This window comes from Allobosea sp. 05T439 (assembly GCF_056396005.1).
On the sequence record NZ_JBFTKP010000020.1, the window covers coordinates 37,734 to 52,976 of the forward strand.

Consider the following 15,243-nt stretch of genomic DNA (forward strand, 5'->3'; position numbering starts at 1 on the left):
ATATTGCACGCGCGAACGGTGTTGCCAAAGGCAAAAATGAATGCAAAACATCGGCGATCATGAGCGGCGAGCCGGACGCGCCGCCACGTCCGAATAGGGAGTTTATCGCCATGGCATCGCAGCAGGGCCGCCATTTCCTCCAGATTCCCGGCCCGAGCCCGGTGCCCGACCGGATCCTGCGGGCCATGGACATGCCGGTGATCGATCACCGCAGCGCCGAGTTCGCCAAGCTCGGGCGCGAGGTGCTCGACGGTGCCAAGTCGGTGTTCAAGACCAGCCAGCCGGTGGTGATCTATCCGTCCTCCGGGACCGGTGCCTGGGAAGCCGCGATCGTCAATACGCTCTCGCCGGGCGACACCGTGCTGATGGCCGAGACCGGCCATTTCGCCACGCTCTGGCGCCAGATCGCCGGGCGTTTCGGCATCGAGGTCGATTTCATTCCGGGCGACTGGCGCCGTGGCGCCGATCCGGCTGCGATCGAGGCAAAGCTAGCCGAGGATCGCGGCCGCAAGATCAAGGCGGTGATGGTCGTCCATAACGAGACCTCCACCGGCTCGACGAGCCGGATCGCCGAGATCCGCAAGGCGATCGACAGGGCCGGCCACCCGGCGCTCTTCATGGTCGACACCATCTCCTCGCTGGCTTCGGTCGACTACCGGCACGACGAATGGCAGGTCGACGTTACGGTTTCCGGCTCGCAGAAGGGTCTGATGCTGCCGCCGGGCCTCAGCTTCAACGCGATCTCGGAAAAGGCGATGGCCGCCTCCCGGGCGAACACAATGCCGCGCTCCTATTGGGACTGGCAGGAGATGGTCAAGATCAACGCCAACGGCTTCTTCCCCTACACGCCGGCGACGAACCTGCTCTACGGCCTGCGCGAAGCCGTCAGGATGCTGCATGAGGAGGGCCTGGATGCCGTCTTCGCCCGCCATGAGCGGCTTGCCGCGGCGACGCGGGCCGCGGTGAAGGCCTGGGGCCTCGACATCCTCTGCGAGAACCCGGCGGAATATTCGCCGGTGCTGACCGCCGTGCTGATGCCGCCGAGCCACGACGCCGACCATTACCGCAAGGTGGCGCTCGAGAAGTTCAACATCTCGCTCGGCTCCGGCCTCGGCAAGGTGGCCGGCAAGGTCTTCCGGATCGGCCATCTCGGCGAATGCAACGAACTGACCCTGCTTGGCGCGTTGTCCGGCGTCGAGATGGGGCTGGCGGCGGCCGGCGTGCCGCATCGCAGCGGCGGCGTGCAGGCCGCAATGGCCGCGCTCGAAAGCCGCGAGGAAGCCAATACACCGAAGGTTGCGGTCGCCTGACGAGGGGAGGAGTCCCGGGGGCCCTCTGAACCGAGAGGGCTCCCGGGGCTTCGCGCTCGCCTCGCGAGCATTTCTGCGCTCCCCATGCGCAGGATTCGGAGTGCCGCAGGCCGAAATGCCCATGGTAGAACCGGGGCAATCGCCGCTCCGGAACCCGCCGATGAACGATCCCTCCAGTTCCATTCTGTTGACCGTCGAGGCCGGCGTCGCAGTGCTGACGCTGAACCGTCCCGACGTGCTGAACGCCTTTGACGCGGCTATGGCCGAAACTTTCCTGGCCCGGATCGAGGAGGTCGCGGCGCGCCGGGATGTCCGTGCCATCCTGCTGAAGGGCGCGGGCAGGGGGTTCTGCGCCGGTGGCGACGTCTCGCAATTCACCGCTGGCGGCGACCCCGAAGCCGCGATCGAGGCGATCATCACGCCTCTGCATGCCGGGCTGAAGCGGCTCGATGAATTGCCGCAGCCGGCGATCGCCTGCCTGCATGGCGCGGTGGCCGGCGCCGGATTCAGCCTGGCGCTTGCCTGCGATCTGGCGATCGCGGCCGAGAACGCGAAATTCACGCTGGCCTATGCCCGGATCGGTGCGACACCGGACGGATCCGGGACCTACCATCTGCCGCGTATCGTCGGCATGAAGAAGGCAAAGGAGCTGGCGCTGCTCGCCGAGACGATCGATGCCGGCGAGGCGCTGCGGCTCGGCCTGATCAATCGCACCGTGCCGGCCGAGTGTCTCGATGCCGAAGCCATGGCGCTGGCGCGCAAACTGGCTGCCGGGCCGACCCAGGCCTATGGCCGCATCAAGGCGCTGCTCGGCGCTTCGCTGAGCAACACGTTGAGCGCCCAGCTCGACGCCGAGCGCGACGCCTTCCACGCCTCGACCCGGACCGCGGATTTCAGCGAGGGTGTCTCGGCCTTCCTGGAGAAGCGGCCAACCCGGTTCACGGGCCAGTAGATCACCGGGGCCGGATATCGGGTCCGGTCCGACGATCTCGCCCTTTTAGTATTTGCATCGGCTTTGTCCGAAGGCCGCAAACCACTTTCCCGCCGATGCTTGAGAGGATTGGCAATGCAGGATTCCCACGGCGTTCTCTTCACGAGCCCGGCCGAGTTCGTCGACAGCGACCATCCGATGGTGATCGCCGAGGCGCGCCTGCTGACCTCGGGCATCAGCGACCCTGCCGGGCAGGCCGGCATCCTCTATCAGGCGGTGCGCGACGGCATCCGCTATGACCCCTATGGCGACTATCTCAACCCCGAGACCTATCGCGCCAGCTCCGTGCTGGCGGCCGGCATCGGCTACTGCGTCGGCAAGGCCGCGCTCTATGCAGCCTATTGCCGGGCCATCGGCATTCCAGCCCGCATCGGGCTCGCCGACGTCAAGAACCATCTCGCCACGCCGCGCCTGCTGGAGGCGGTCGGCACCAATGTCTTCGCCTATCACGGCTATACCGAGGTTTTCCTCGACGGGCGCTGGCTGAAGGCGTCGCCGACCTTCAACGCGCGCCTCTGCGACAGGCTCGGCGTTGCGACCCTCGGCTTCGACGGCAAGAGCGATGCGCTGCTGCAGAGCTTCGACGGGCAGGGCCGCAGTTTCATGGATTATGTCGCCCAGCACGGCAGCTTCTTCGACGTGCCGGTGAAGTTCCTGATCCGCGAGATGTCGCGGCTCTATCCGAAACTCTGCGTCCCGGGCGGACTGCGAGGCAGCATGGAGCAGGAAGCGCGGGCCTCGCTGTCGGGTTGACGCGGACATCGCCACCGCCCGGCGGAAGCGGATGTCGGCCTTAGCGCGCGTCGTGAAAGATCAGCCCGGTGGTGTAGCGCTCGCCCGAGCGCACCCGGCTGACGCCATGGCGGAGATTGACGCGGTAAGTGCCGCGGGAACCCCGCATCGGCCGGTGCTGCACGGCGAAGATCGCCGCTTCTCCCTGAGCCAGCGGCACGACCTCGGGCCGTGACTGCATGCGCGGCCGCTGCTCGACCAGGGTGAACTCGCCACCGGTGAAATCGACGCCTGGCTGCGAGAGCAGGATGACCATCTGGAACGGGAAGAACAGGTCGCCGTAAAGGTCCTGATGCAGGCAGTTATAGTCGCCGGCGCCGTATTTCAGCAGCAGCGGGGTCGGCCGGGTCTGTCCGGCCTCGTGGCACAGGGTCAGGAAGGCGCCGAGCGCGTCGGGATAACGCTGCGCGATCCCGAGGGTCTCGTTCCAGCGGTTCGCCACGGGGGCGAGGCGCTCATAGATGGCCGGCCGCAGGGCCGCCAGCATCTCCGGCAGCGGATGGGCGAAATACTGGTACTCGCCACTGCCAAAGCCGTGCCGCGCCATGACGATGCGGCTGCGGAAACGGCTCTCGTCGGCATAGAGCGCAGCCAGCGCGCGGCATTCCGCCGGGCTGAGCAAGGGCCCGGTCAGGCCGACGCCATGGGAGTCGAGTTCGGCCTCGATCCGGCGCCAGTGCAGCGCGTCGACGCGCGCCGCGAGGGATGGAGGTTCGGGCAATTTTGCTGCGGCTGGCATGGCGGGGGCCTTCTTCGACTGGCATGTGCGTGTCGAGGAAGGCTCCCATGCCTCGGGCACCGGCTTCCACCCGGTTTCTGCGCGGCCTGCTGGATATCCGGACCACGTCCCGGTCCGGGCCGGTGCCTTAACCCGCGGGCTTGAGATAGGGCATCTTTATGCCCTGTTCGGCCATCGTGCTGCGATTGCTCGCCTGCCGCTTCTTGATCTCGGCACGGGCGACCGTGCGCAGATGCACCTCGTCCGGCCCGTCGATGAAGCGCAGCGCCCGGCCCCAGCTATAGATGAAGGCGAGCGGCGTATCATTGGAGAGACCGGCGGCGCCAAAGACCTGAATGGCCCGGTCGGCGATCTTGGTCTGGAGCCGCGTCGCCACGACCTTGATCGCGGAGACCTCGGTGCGCGCGGCCTTGTTGCCGTGCTTGTCCATCATCCAGGCGGCGCGCAGGCAGAGCAACCGCGCCTGGTCGATTTCCATGCGCCCTTCGGCAATCCAGTCCTGGACATTGGCATAGTCTGAGAGATGCCGGCCAAAGGCCTTCCGCTGCAGCGCGCGCTCGACCATCAGTTCGAGCGCGACCTCGCATTGGCCGATCGTGCGCATGCAGTGGTGGATGCGGCCGGGCCCGAGCCGCGCCTGCGCCAGCGCAAAGCCCGCGCCTTCCTCCCCGAGCATGTTGGCGGCCGGCACGCGGACAGTGTCGAAATCCGTTTCGGTATGGCCTTCCGGCGAATGGTGGTTGAGCAGCGGCAGGTTGCGCATCACGCTCACGCCCGGCGTATCCATCGGCACGATCACCATGGAATGGCGCTTGTGCGGGTCGGCCTCCGGGCGCGTGTCCGAGAGGCCCATGACGATGCAGAACTTGACGTTTGGATGCAGGGCGCCGGTGGTCCACCATTTCCGGCCGTTGATGACATAGTCATCGCCGTCGCGGGTGATCGTGGTCTGCAGATTGGTCGGATCGGAGGAGGCGACGCCGGGCTCGGTGATGCCGACGCAGGAGCGGATCTCGCCCTTCATCAGCGGCACGAGAAAGCGTTCGCGCTGCGCCGGCGTCGCGAACATGTGCAGGATTTCCATGTTGCCGGTGTCCGGGGCGTTGCAGTTGAACACCTCCGATGACCAGAAGATCCGGCCCATGATCTCCGCCAGGGGGGCGTATTCGAGATTGCTCAGCCGTGTGCCGGGCTCGTCGGGCTTCAGCGCCGGCAGGAACAGGTTCCACAGGCCCTCGGATTTCGCCTTCTCCTTCAGCCCGTCGATCAGTGCCAGCGGATAGCGCCCGGCCTCGACCTCATGTTTCCATATGGCGTCGGCCGGCTGCACATGGGCATCCATGAAGGCCTGCAGCCGTGAGCGGAGCTCTTCGACCCTGGCGGAATAGGCGAAATCCATGGTGATCCCCGTTCAACTCTGGTCGATGATGGTTGCGGCCTGCCGCGCGAAGCTCTCCGCCATCCCGCCGACCGCGACCGCATTCTCCGCCGCGGCATTGCCGGCCCTGGCGCGCGCCGCGATGCCGTCGAGAATGACGGCGAAGCGGAAGAGCGAGAAGGCGAGATGGAAGCGTCCCGGCCCGTCCTTGCGCCCGGCCGCTGCGCAATAGCGGGAGAGGTATTCGGCTTGCGTCGGGATGCCGAGCGCCTCGCGGTCGAGGCCCATGATGCCCTGATACATGGCGGGGCCGGAATGCCAGGGCAGGCAGGAAAAGGCGGCGTCCGAGAGCGGATGACCGAGCGTCGAGAGCTCCCAGTCGAGCACGGCGACGACGCGCGGCTCGACCGGGTGAAACATCAGATTGCCCAGCCGGAAATCGCCGTGGACGATGGTCGTCTCCGCGCTTTCATCGAGATGGGCGGTCAGCCAATCGATCAGCCGATCGATCTCGGGGATCTCGCGGGTCCTGGTCTCGCGCCATTGCCGGCCCCAGCGCGCGAGCTGTCGGGCATAATAGTTTCCCGGCTTGCCGTAATCGGCGAGCCCAGCCGCCTGCCAGTCGAAGCGATGCAGCGCTGCCAGGGTCTCGGCCATGGCGAAATACATCTGCCGACGCTCGGCCGGCACCACGCCCGGCAGCGCCGCGTCATGGAAGACACGGCCGTCGAGCCGCTCCATCAGATAGAAGGGCGTGCCGACGATATCGTCTTCCGCGTGGAACAGCAGCACCGGCGGCACCGGCACCTGCGAACCCGCGAGCGCCTTGAGGATGCGGTATTCGCGGTCGACCGCATGGGCCGAGGGCAGCAGCGGGCCCGGCGGCTTCTTGCGCATGACCAGCCGCGTGCCGGCTTCGGGAAAGGAGAGGAAGAAGGTCGGGTTCGACTGCCCGCCGCTGATCCGCTCCAGCGCCATCGCGCCGGCCGCCCGCCCGGGCAGGGCGGAGCGCAGGAAGGCTTCGAGCCGAGCAGGATCGAATTCGGGGGCGGCGGAGGCGGGGCCGGCGGACATGCCGGCATCATCGGGGCGGCAGGAGGCGAGGTCAACGCGGCAGGGAGCGTGGGGGGCTTGCGGAGCGCGCCACGATGAGAGCCGCGAGGAGGTTGGCGCCGGCGCAGGCGAGGATCGCGATCGCATAGCTCTGGTTCAGGTCGAAGATGAGCCCTGCGGCCGTCGGTCCGATCAGGGTTCCAAACGCGACGCTCGTATAGAGAATGCCGATGATCCCGCTGACATTGCGCCCGCCGAAATTGTCCATGACGACCGCCGGCAGCACGGCGACCCAGCCGCCATAGAAGACGCCATAGAGCAGGGCGAAGACGGCCAGCATCGCGAATCCGCTCGAGAGCCACCAGATGCCCAGAGCGCCGGCCATGCCCAGGAACATGACGAGAAGGGCGCGGTGGCGGCCGATCCGGTCCGCCAGATTCCCGAGGCAGAAGCGGCCGGCCGTGCTGCCGACACCGATCAGCGCGAGCAGCAGGACGGCCCGGCCCTGCGGGACGCCGCGATCCAGCGCGTAGGGCACGAGGTGGACGAAGGGGACGAAGGCCCCGAACGAGCCGATCAGGCAGGCTGCGTAGAGCCTGATGAAGGGCCGTGACCACACCGCCTCGCGAATCGATAGACCGGTCGCCTGTGCCGTGATGCCACCTGGGGGCAGAGCGTCCCCGTCCGGCAGCAGCCCGCGTTGGCGCGGATCGCTTTCGATCAGGAGCGCCATCGCTGCACCAATGATCGCCGCGAGCCCGCCAAGCGTGAAATAGGCGTTCCGCCAGCCGATCTGCTCGATCAGGAGCGAGGCGAGCGGCGGCATCACGAGCGTGCCGACACCGATGCCGCTGACCGCGAGACCCGATGCGAAGCCGCGGCGCTTGACGAACCAGCGCTGCACCGCGCCCAGCGCTGGAACATAGGAGCAGCCGATGCCGAGCCCGACGCCAAGGCCATAGGCCAGGTAGATCTCGGTCAGGCTCCGCGCCGCTCCCGCCGCGGCCATGCCAAGCCCGGTGAGGAGCATGCCGAGGAAGACAAGCCTACGGGCTCCCCAGCGGTCCGCAAGCGGGCCGCTGATCAGTCCGAAGCCGAAATAGAGAAAGCCGGCGAGGGAGAAGACCAGGGAAACCGAAGCGCGGGAGGCGGAAAAATCCGCCTGCAGGGATTCGACGAAGGCGCTGAAGGTATAGGCGCTGCCGAAACCGACGAAGGTGACCGCAAACGCCGCCGCGACCACAAGCCAGCCATGGAAGATCGGGGAGGCGGGACGCGCCGGATTGGTGCTCATCGCAAGGCTCCTCAAAGGGTTGGGTGCTGGCGGTGCCATGTGGTCTCTGCCTGGAAGGCTGTGCCGGCACGGATCAGCATGTCCTCGCCCAGTTGCGCTGCAACGAGCTGGAGCCCGATAGGCATTCCCTCGCAGAAGCCGCCGGGCAATGTGAGCGTCGGGTTGCCGGTCATGTTGAAGGGGCAGGTATAGCGCTGCAGGTCGGCGATCAGCCCGGGCTGCTCTCCCAATGTACTGATCGTCGCGAGCGTCAGCGGCGCGAAAGGCTGAACCGGGGTCAGCAGCAGATCGATTGTGCCGAACAGGGCGGCGATGCGTCCACGAAAGGCCATGCGTCGCAGCAGGAGGCGCTGATAGTCGAGGCCCGACAGCGCGCGGCCCGTCTCGATGACCGAGGCGAGAACCGGGCCGTATTCGTCCTTGCACGCGGGATAGGTCGCTTCATGAGCGATGGCGGCTTCCACTGCGCAGTTCGGTGCCCAATCGGCGACGATCTGCTTCACATCCGGAAAGCGGACCTCGATGATCTCGGCTCCGAGCGCGCGATAGGTTGCGATGGCCTCGTTCAGAGCCATTTGCGTCGTCGCATCGACCCCTTCGCTGTTCCAGGCTGGATCGATGCCGATCCGTACGCCGCCGACGCCTTGCCAGGTCGCGGCGCGATAGTCGGGAACCGGCGCGCCGAGCGCGGTCGGATCCGCGGGATCGGCACCGGCGATGACGTGCAGGATCGCGGCGACATCCCTGGCATCGCGCGCCATCGGCCCGACATGGTCCAGCGTTGCGGCCAGCTCGAATACGCCGTGACGGCTGACGCGGCCCCAGCTCGGTTTCAGCCCAGTCAGGCCGGTCGCGGCGCAGGGCCAGCGGATCGACCCTCCGGTATCTGAGCCGAGCGAGCCGTAGCACAGGCCGGCCGCCGTCGCCGCAGCCGAGCCGCTCGACGAGATTCCGGTCCAGTACGCGGCATTCCAGGGGTTACGGGGCGGCGTCACCATGGGGTGGTGGTCGGAATAGGCCCCTTCCGTCATCTGCAGCTTGCCCAGCACCACGGCTCCCGCTTCCCGCAGGCGGCGCACAACCGTCGCATCCTCCCGCGGCCTGTGCTGCTTGTGGATCAGCATCCCACCGGCCGTCGGAAAGCCTCGCGTCCAGAACAGGTCCTTCACGGCAATCGGCACGCCATGCAGCGGTCCGCGATAGCGCCCGGCCGCGATCTCTGCCTCCGCGGCCTCTGCCTCGGCCAGCGCGGTATCGGCCATCACGCCGGCAAAGCTGTGAAGCTCCGTGTCCAGGCGTTCGATGCGCTCGAGCTGCGACCGCGTCACTGCCACGGGCGAGATGTCGCGCGTCTGGATGCGCGCCGCGAGCTCCGACAATGAGAGGTAATGCGTCGCGTCGGGGAGGCTAGGCATGCATGGCTCCGGCTCGAATGGATAAATCAATGATTGAGTTTTTCTCTTGCTGATCACTTCAAGGGAGCKGGCGATCCGCTGCAATGAAGTGATCAGTTGTAGCTAGTTTGACGAATGACCGGGCTGGGGGCAAACTAGCAATCCTGCAAAAACAAGTTAGAAAAACTAAATGAAACCCGATCGGCTGCCACCGCTGAATGCTCTGCGCGCCTTCGAGGCCACGGCTCGGCATCTCTCCGTGAAGGAGGCCGCCGATGAGCTCTGCGTGACGCCGGGCGCGGTCAGCCAGATGCTCAAGGCCCTGGAGCTTCATTTCGGCACGCAGCTCTTCCGGAGGATCAATCGCGGCATGGCCCTCACGCCCGCCGGGCAGAGCCTGATGCCGCCGGTGCGCAACGCCTTCCGGCAGATCGCCGAGGCATCAAGGCGCATTGTCGCCGATCCCGGCACGGGCCCGCTGACGATCAGCACGACGCCATTCTTCGCGAGCGCCTGGCTGGTGCCACGCCTCAAGCAGTTCCACGACGCCCATCCCGATATCGATCTGCGGGTCGTGACCGGTACTGCTCTGGTCGATTTCGTCCGCGACGGGGTCGATGTCGCGGTCCGGCATGGCTTCGGCCATTATCCGGGATTGCGCAGCGAGCTTCTGGTTGCGGTCGAGGTCGTTCCCGTCGCGGCTCCGGCCCTGCTCGCATCCCTTGGCAGGCCGAAGGATGCGGCTGGCCTGGCGCGCTGGCCGCAGGTCCATGACAGCGAGCGCAAGGCCTGGCAGCGCTGGTTCCAGGCGCAGGGCATCGAGGAATTCAGTGCGCCGCGCGGGCCGTCCTTCGACGATTCAGGCCTGATGCTGAAAGCGGTGCTTTCCGGTCAGGGCGCAGGATTGCTGCCGGCGGCGATGATCGAAACCGACATCGCGGAGGGGCGGCTCGTCCAGCTCGCGAATGTCGCGCTGCTCGAGGATTTCGCCTATTTTCTCGTCTTCCCCGATACAGGCCGGGTGCGGCCCAGGGTTGCCGCGTTCTGCGCCTGGATGCGGGAGGTCGCCGCCGCCTATAGGCAGGCGGCGTAGCTGGGCTGGTAGCTGATCGCCGCCTCAGGCCGTCCTCCGTTCCCTGCCCTGTGCCAGCAAGCCTCCCGCGATGATCAGGCCGCCGCCGAGGAGCGAGACGGGGGAAGGCAGGGTCGTGAATAGGAGGGTGTCGATCAGCATCGCCCAGAGCAGGCCGGAGAATTGCCAGGGTGCGAGTCCGGAGGCTTCGCCGCGCCGGAGCGCGCCAGCGATACAGGCGAGGGCAGCCGTCTGGATCACCGTGAAGAGCAGAACGAGGGCGAAGGCCTCCGCGCTGACCTGATGCCAGAACCAGAGCATCGTTGCCGCGAGCAGCGCGAAACCGACAACCGCGACCTGCATGGCGGTATCGAGGCTGTTCGCGACATCGCGCAGCCGGCGCACCAGGATCTGATACAGCGCGTAGCTGGCGGCCGCGGCAATCGAGGCGAGGATACCTGGCCAGGCTCCGCCTTCGCTCGGCCTGACGATCAGCAGCATGCCGGCAAAGCCGCTCGCAGCACCGAGCCAACGTCCGAGCGAGACGCGCTCGCCGAGCAAGAGCCCGCCCAGTGCAGTGAGCAAAAGCGGCGCCGTGAATCCAAGCGCCGAGGCTGCCGTGACCGGCATGAGGCTATAGGCGACGATCGCCAGCACGTTCGAGGCGACCAGCGCGGCAGCCGCGGCGCGCTGTTCCCATGCGCGCGGCGGGTGCAGCAACCGCGCCCGCGTGACGCCGCTCCTTGGCCGGGCCAGCAGGACGAGGCTTCCCGCCAGGACCAGAAGACAGCGCAGGAAGGTCACCTGCAGCGCGCTCAATCCGTAGGAGGAGACCAGGGTCTTCGACAGGGAGTAGCCCAGGACATAGAGCAGGCTGGAGGACAGCACGAGGCCGACCGCCAGCAACATCGTTCGGCTGCTCCGCTTGTCCCTGACCATCTCGACTCGCATCACCATGCCCGGCACCTCGCGATCACGGGCCGGACCATGCGCGCCCAAAGCGGTGCTGGTAAGTGGCGAGATAGACGACTATCGTAAAAATCATGCCAAAGCGCATAAAGGCATCTCCGCAGGCCCCGCACCGCGTCGTCGCGGTTGCCTATGACCGGCTCTGCACCTTCGAATACGGCATTGTCGCCGAGGTGTTCGGCTCGCGCCGGCCCGGGCTGCCGGAAAACTGGTACGAATTCCGCACCGCCGCCGGCGAGGCCGGGCGTTTGCGCGCCCATGGCAGCCTTGCGGTCGAGGCTGATGGCGGGCTCGACCTGCTGCAGGGGGCGGGCACCATCATCGTTCCCGGCTGGCGCGGCCTGGCCGAGCCGGTGCCGGAGCCGCTGGCGGGCGCGCTTCGCGCGGCGCATCGCGGCGGCAGCCGCGTCGTCTCGATCTGCGGCGGAGCCTATGTGCTGGCGGCTGCCGACCTGTTGGCCGGGCGCAGGGCGACGACCCATTGGCAGTACGGTGCTGATTTTGCGAAGCGCTACCCCGCGGTGCGCCTCGAGCCCGATGTGCTCTATGTCGACGAGGGCGACATCCTGACCTCGGCCGGCAGCGCGGCCGGCATCGACCTTTGCCTGCATATCGTCMGCCGCGACCATGGGCCCGAGGCTGCGAACCTGGTGGCGCGCAGCATGGTCGTGCCGCCGCATCGCAGCGGCGGCCAGGCACAGTTCGTCCGTCGCCCGCTACCGCCGCAGACCGGGTCGCGCCTGTCGCCATTGCTCGACTGGATGCGTTCGTCGCTGGCCGAGGACCTGACCTTGCAGCGGCTCAGCGACCGGGCCGGCATGAGCCAGCGCACGTTCTTCCGGCGTTTCACAGAGGCCACTGGCAGCGCGCCGGGCGAGTGGATCCTCAACGAGCGTGTCGCCCATGCCTGCGATCTGCTGGAGACGACCACGCTCGGGGTCGACGAGGTCGCCTATCGCGCCGGGCTCGGTTCCGCGGCGGCGTTGCGCCACCATTTCCGGCAGCGTCTGCGCACCACGCCAACCGCCCATCGGCTGCAGTTCTCGCGCGGCTAGGCGGCTTCGGCCGCGTGTTGCATCAGCTGGGCTCCAAACCGCGCGCTGTGCTGCGCGCGGTCGTGACGCGCTGAGGATCAGGCCGCATCCAGCCCATAGAGCGAGTGCAGCGTCCGCACGGCGAGCTCGGTATAGGCGGCGTCGATCAGCACCGAGAACTTGATCTCGGAGGTCGTGATCGCGCGGATGTTGATGCCCTTCTCGGCGAGCGCGTGGAAGGCGCGGGCCGCTACACCGGCATGGCTGCGCATGCCGACGCCGATGGCCGAGATCTTCACCACGTCGGTGGCGCCCTGCAGGCTCTGGTAGGCGATGCTGTCGTGGCGGCTCTCGAGCAGCGTCTTGGCGCGCTCGTAATCGGCGGTCGGGACGGTGAAGGTGATGTCGGTGGTCGCCTGGTCGTCCGAGACGACCTGGATGATCATGTCGACATTGATGTTCGCATCAGCGAGCGGACCGAAGATGGCCGCGGCCACGCCCGGCTTGTCGGCGACACGCCGGAGCGTGATCTGGGCTTCGTCGCGCGAAAACGCGATGCCGGTGACGATCTGCTGTTCCACGATGTCGTCCTCGTCGCAGATGAGGGTGCCTGGATTGGGATTGTCGGGGTCGTCGAAGGAGGAGCGCACATAGGTCGGTACGCGCTGGACCATGGCGATCTCGACCGAGCGCACTTGCAGCACCTTCGAGCCGAGCGAGGCCATTTCCAGCATCTCCTCGAAGGAGACCTTGTCCATGCGCCGGGCCTTCGGCACGACGCGCGGGTCGGTGGTATAGACGCCGTCGACATCGGTGTAGATGTCGCAGCGATCGGCCTTGAGGCCGGCGGCAAGCGCGACCGCGCTGGTGTCGGAGCCGCCGCGCCCGAGCGTAACGATGCGTTTCGTCGTTGCGTGCATGCCCTGGAAGCCGGAGCAGACCGCGATCTCGCGATTGCGGTCGAAGCCGGCGAGGATGCCGGCGCCGTCGACGCCCTCGATGCGGGCGGAGCCATGGGCGTCCGAGCCGAAGAGCGGGATCTGCCAGCCCTGCCAGGAGCGCGCCGGCAGGCCCATGGACTGGAGCACGATTGCCATCAGGCCGGAGGTGACCTGCTCGCCGGATGCGACCACGGCGTCATATTCCGCGTGATCGTAAAGCGGTGCCGCTTCCTTGCACCAGGCCACGAGTTCGTTGGTCTTGCCCGACATGGCGGAGACGACKACTGCGACCTGGTTGCCGGCGTCGAACTCGCGTTTGACGTGGCGGGCGGCATTCTTGATACGCTCGACAGTGGCGACGGAGGTCCCGCCGAATTTCATCACCAGACGGGCCATAGCGGTCCAAGGGCTCTCTAGAAACGCCCGGCGACGTGCCGGGACGAAAGGTCCCCCTCGCGCCGGGCGAAGGGCGGGTGTAGATGACGGGCAGCACCGCAAGTGTCAATGCGGTCCGCGCCCGATTGGCACAAAGGGGGAATTACGCATGGCATCCGCAGCGTCTCAAACCGGCTCGACGATCGATGCTGCCGAGGTTGCGCGCTTCGATGCCATGGCCAGGACCTGGTGGGACCCGAAGGGTCCCATGGCCGTGCTGCACAAGTTCAATCCGGTGCGGCTCGGTTTCGTAAAGGATCTCGCCTGCGAACGCTTCGGGCGCGATCCGAAATCGCTGCGATCGCTGGAGGGGCTGGCGCTGGTCGATATCGGCTGCGGCGGCGGCGTGCTGTCGGAGCCCCTGGCGCGGCTCGGCGCCGAGGTCACGGGGCTCGATCCGGCTCCGACCAATATCGCGGTCGCCCGAGCCCATGCCGAACGCAGCGGGCTTGCGATCGACTATCGCGAGACGACGATCGAGAGCCTCGTCGCCGAGGGGCGGCGCTTCGACATCGTGCTCGCCATGGAGGTGGTCGAGCATGTCGCGGATGTCGAGGCCTTCGTCGGCGCCTGCTGCGCGGCGGTGAAGCCCGGCGGCCTCTTGGTGATGGCGACGCTCAACCGCACGCTGAAATCCTATGCGCTGGCGATCGTCGGTGCCGAATATGTCCTGCGCTGGCTGCCCCGCGGCACGCATGACTGGGAGAAATTCGTCACGCCGGCGGAACTCGAGGCTGCAATCGCGCGCAATGGGCTGGAGCTCGGCGAAAGCACCGGGGTGGCCTACAACCCCTTCACCGATCGCTGGTCGGCGTCGCGCGACATGGATGTGAACTATATGCTCGCAGCGGCGCGGCCGGTCTAGCGGCCGGTCCCGTCAGCGCTCGGCTGGGGCCAGTCGCTCTTCCAGGGCGTTCAGGTCGTCCAGGAACCACAGGGCCTGGCCCTGGTTTGCCTCGCGAACGAAATCGCGTAGCGCCTTGCTCTCGGCGCTCCAGCGCGAGAGGTCGCCGATGATCGCGAGCTGCATCCGGTAATTGACGAATTTCTGGGCGACTTCGCCGGCGAGACGCGTGCTGAGCTTGAAGAAATCGTCGCTCAGGCGCGCGACCGGGATCACGACCAAATCTGCATCTTCGGCCCAGGCCGAACCCAGGAAATCGCCGATGTCGCGCTCGCTGGCGAGCAACGGGCCGTCTTCGGCGCATAGCAGCACGCGCCTGCCGCGAATCTCGAGGGAACTGTCCATGCCGGCGATTGTCTTGACCAAGCGGCAGGAAAGCAAGCGACCTCAGATCACCCGCTTGGCGACCCCGCCCGCCACGAGCGCCAGAATCCCGGCTGTGGTGGCGGCAATGGCGGTGGCCATTTGCCGGTTCGCAATGATCACATAGCCGAGCCTTCGCCACAGGATCGCGCCGACAATGGCGCCGCCGACGAGGACGATGGCATTGGGAATGATGCCGAAGCCGTGCTCCCCAAGGATGCCGTCGGCAATCCAGCCCAGCAGCAGCGCGCAGCCGGCAGCGAAGCCAAGGAAGACCAGGAATTCCGGCAGTGGAAGGTCAGGAAGGCCGAGCAGTAGCAGCAATAGACGCATGGTCGATCGCTCCAAAGTATTTGCGGGCTGAAATTAGCACGGCTGGGCCGCTGGTCATGCAGGCTCGTGCTGGTGAGGTTAAAAAACGTCTGCAGATCGTTTCAAAATTCACAGCGAAGGACATGAGGCAAGGGGAGCTGATCTTCGGCTGCAGCGTATCGGCCGCCGCCCGACGAGCCCTGGGCGGAGATGCGCAATCTTCTCAGGCACGATCTTCGCGTTCCATCGGAACATAAGCCGG

General features: G+C 66.9%; 15 protein-coding genes. 6 read left to right on the top strand and 9 right to left on the bottom strand.

The window, feature by feature from the left end; genetic code table 11:
* The first annotated feature begins 110 nt into the window (after positions 1-110).
* The 3 genes from AC1DIO_RS21745 (at position 111) to AC1DIO_RS21755 (ending at position 3,054) form a co-directional block, all read left to right on the top strand.
* The gene (locus AC1DIO_RS21745; RefSeq protein WP_476854054.1) at positions 111-1,310 is read left to right on the top strand and encodes a pyridoxal-phosphate-dependent aminotransferase family protein; all 1,200 of its coding nucleotides are present in this window, start codon (positions 111-113) and stop codon (positions 1,308-1,310) included.
* A gap of 160 nt (positions 1,311-1,470) precedes the next feature.
* Positions 1,471-2,262: an enoyl-CoA hydratase/isomerase family protein gene (locus AC1DIO_RS21750; protein ID WP_476854055.1), complete on the top strand. Its 792-nt coding sequence runs from the start codon at positions 1,471-1,473 to the stop codon at positions 2,260-2,262.
* A 114-nt stretch (positions 2,263-2,376) separates the two neighbouring features.
* The gene (locus tag AC1DIO_RS21755; RefSeq protein WP_476854056.1) at positions 2,377-3,054 is read left to right on the top strand and encodes a transglutaminase-like domain-containing protein; all 678 of its coding nucleotides are present in this window, start codon (positions 2,377-2,379) and stop codon (positions 3,052-3,054) included.
* 40 nt (positions 3,055-3,094) lie between these two features.
* On the opposite strand, the gene AC1DIO_RS21760 is transcribed toward AC1DIO_RS21755, so the two are convergent.
* From AC1DIO_RS21760 to AC1DIO_RS21780, 5 genes are all read right to left on the bottom strand, one after another.
* Positions 3,095-3,832, bottom strand: coding sequence for a 2OG-Fe(II) oxygenase (locus AC1DIO_RS21760; RefSeq protein WP_441504823.1), 738 nt, complete (start codon positions 3,830-3,832; stop codon positions 3,095-3,097).
* Positions 3,833-3,959: 127 nt separating this feature from the next.
* Complete coding sequence (locus AC1DIO_RS21765; protein WP_476776490.1) at positions 3,960-5,231, bottom strand: acyl-CoA dehydrogenase family protein; 1,272 nt, start codon at positions 5,229-5,231, stop codon at positions 3,960-3,962.
* Positions 5,232-5,243: 12 nt separating this feature from the next.
* Positions 5,244-6,284, bottom strand: coding sequence for a phosphotransferase family protein (locus tag AC1DIO_RS21770; protein WP_441488790.1), 1,041 nt, complete (start codon positions 6,282-6,284; stop codon positions 5,244-5,246).
* 31 nt (positions 6,285-6,315) lie between these two features.
* Positions 6,316-7,557, bottom strand: coding sequence for an MFS transporter (locus AC1DIO_RS21775; protein ID WP_476854057.1), 1,242 nt, complete (start codon positions 7,555-7,557; stop codon positions 6,316-6,318).
* Positions 7,558-7,568: 11 nt separating this feature from the next.
* Positions 7,569-8,972, bottom strand: coding sequence for an amidase (locus AC1DIO_RS21780; RefSeq protein WP_441504820.1), 1,404 nt, complete (start codon positions 8,970-8,972; stop codon positions 7,569-7,571).
* A 169-nt stretch (positions 8,973-9,141) separates the two neighbouring features.
* Here AC1DIO_RS21780 and gcvA point away from each other — a divergent pair, with 169 nt between their 5' ends.
* Positions 9,142-10,044: a transcriptional regulator GcvA gene (gene gcvA, locus AC1DIO_RS21785; protein ID WP_441504819.1), complete on the top strand. Its 903-nt coding sequence runs from the start codon at positions 9,142-9,144 to the stop codon at positions 10,042-10,044.
* 24 nt (positions 10,045-10,068) lie between these two features.
* On the opposite strand, the gene AC1DIO_RS21790 is transcribed toward gcvA, so the two are convergent.
* Positions 10,069-10,980, bottom strand: coding sequence for a DMT family transporter (locus AC1DIO_RS21790; RefSeq protein ID WP_476854058.1), 912 nt, complete (start codon positions 10,978-10,980; stop codon positions 10,069-10,071).
* An 86-nt stretch (positions 10,981-11,066) separates the two neighbouring features.
* On the opposite strand from AC1DIO_RS21790, the gene ftrA reads away from it, so the two are divergent.
* Positions 11,067-12,047 carry a transcriptional regulator FtrA gene (gene ftrA, locus AC1DIO_RS21795; protein ID WP_476854059.1) on the top strand — a complete coding sequence of 327 codons (981 nt, stop codon included), beginning with the start codon at positions 11,067-11,069 and terminating at the stop codon, positions 12,045-12,047.
* A gap of 77 nt (positions 12,048-12,124) precedes the next feature.
* Here ftrA and AC1DIO_RS21800 read toward each other — a convergent pair whose 3' ends face one another.
* On the bottom strand, positions 12,125-13,363 hold the full coding sequence (locus tag AC1DIO_RS21800) for an aspartate kinase (RefSeq protein WP_441488784.1): 1,239 nt from the start codon (positions 13,361-13,363) through the stop codon (positions 12,125-12,127).
* A 148-nt stretch (positions 13,364-13,511) separates the two neighbouring features.
* Here AC1DIO_RS21800 and ubiG point away from each other — a divergent pair, with 148 nt between their 5' ends.
* Positions 13,512-14,267, top strand: coding sequence for a bifunctional 2-polyprenyl-6-hydroxyphenol methylase/3-demethylubiquinol 3-O-methyltransferase UbiG (gene ubiG / locus AC1DIO_RS21805; protein WP_476769602.1), 756 nt, complete (start codon positions 13,512-13,514; stop codon positions 14,265-14,267).
* A gap of 12 nt (positions 14,268-14,279) precedes the next feature.
* On the opposite strand, the gene AC1DIO_RS21810 is transcribed toward ubiG, so the two are convergent.
* Together AC1DIO_RS21810 and AC1DIO_RS21815 are read right to left on the bottom strand one after the other, a co-directional pair.
* Positions 14,280-14,651 (bottom strand): DUF4180 domain-containing protein, encoded by a 372-nt coding sequence (locus AC1DIO_RS21810; RefSeq protein ID WP_441488782.1) that lies wholly within the window; start codon positions 14,649-14,651, stop codon positions 14,280-14,282.
* A gap of 42 nt (positions 14,652-14,693) precedes the next feature.
* A complete protein-coding gene (locus tag AC1DIO_RS21815) occupies positions 14,694-15,002 on the bottom strand; it encodes a hypothetical protein (protein ID WP_441504815.1) in 309 nt (102 codons plus the stop codon).
* Positions 15,003-15,243 lie beyond the last annotated feature (241 nt).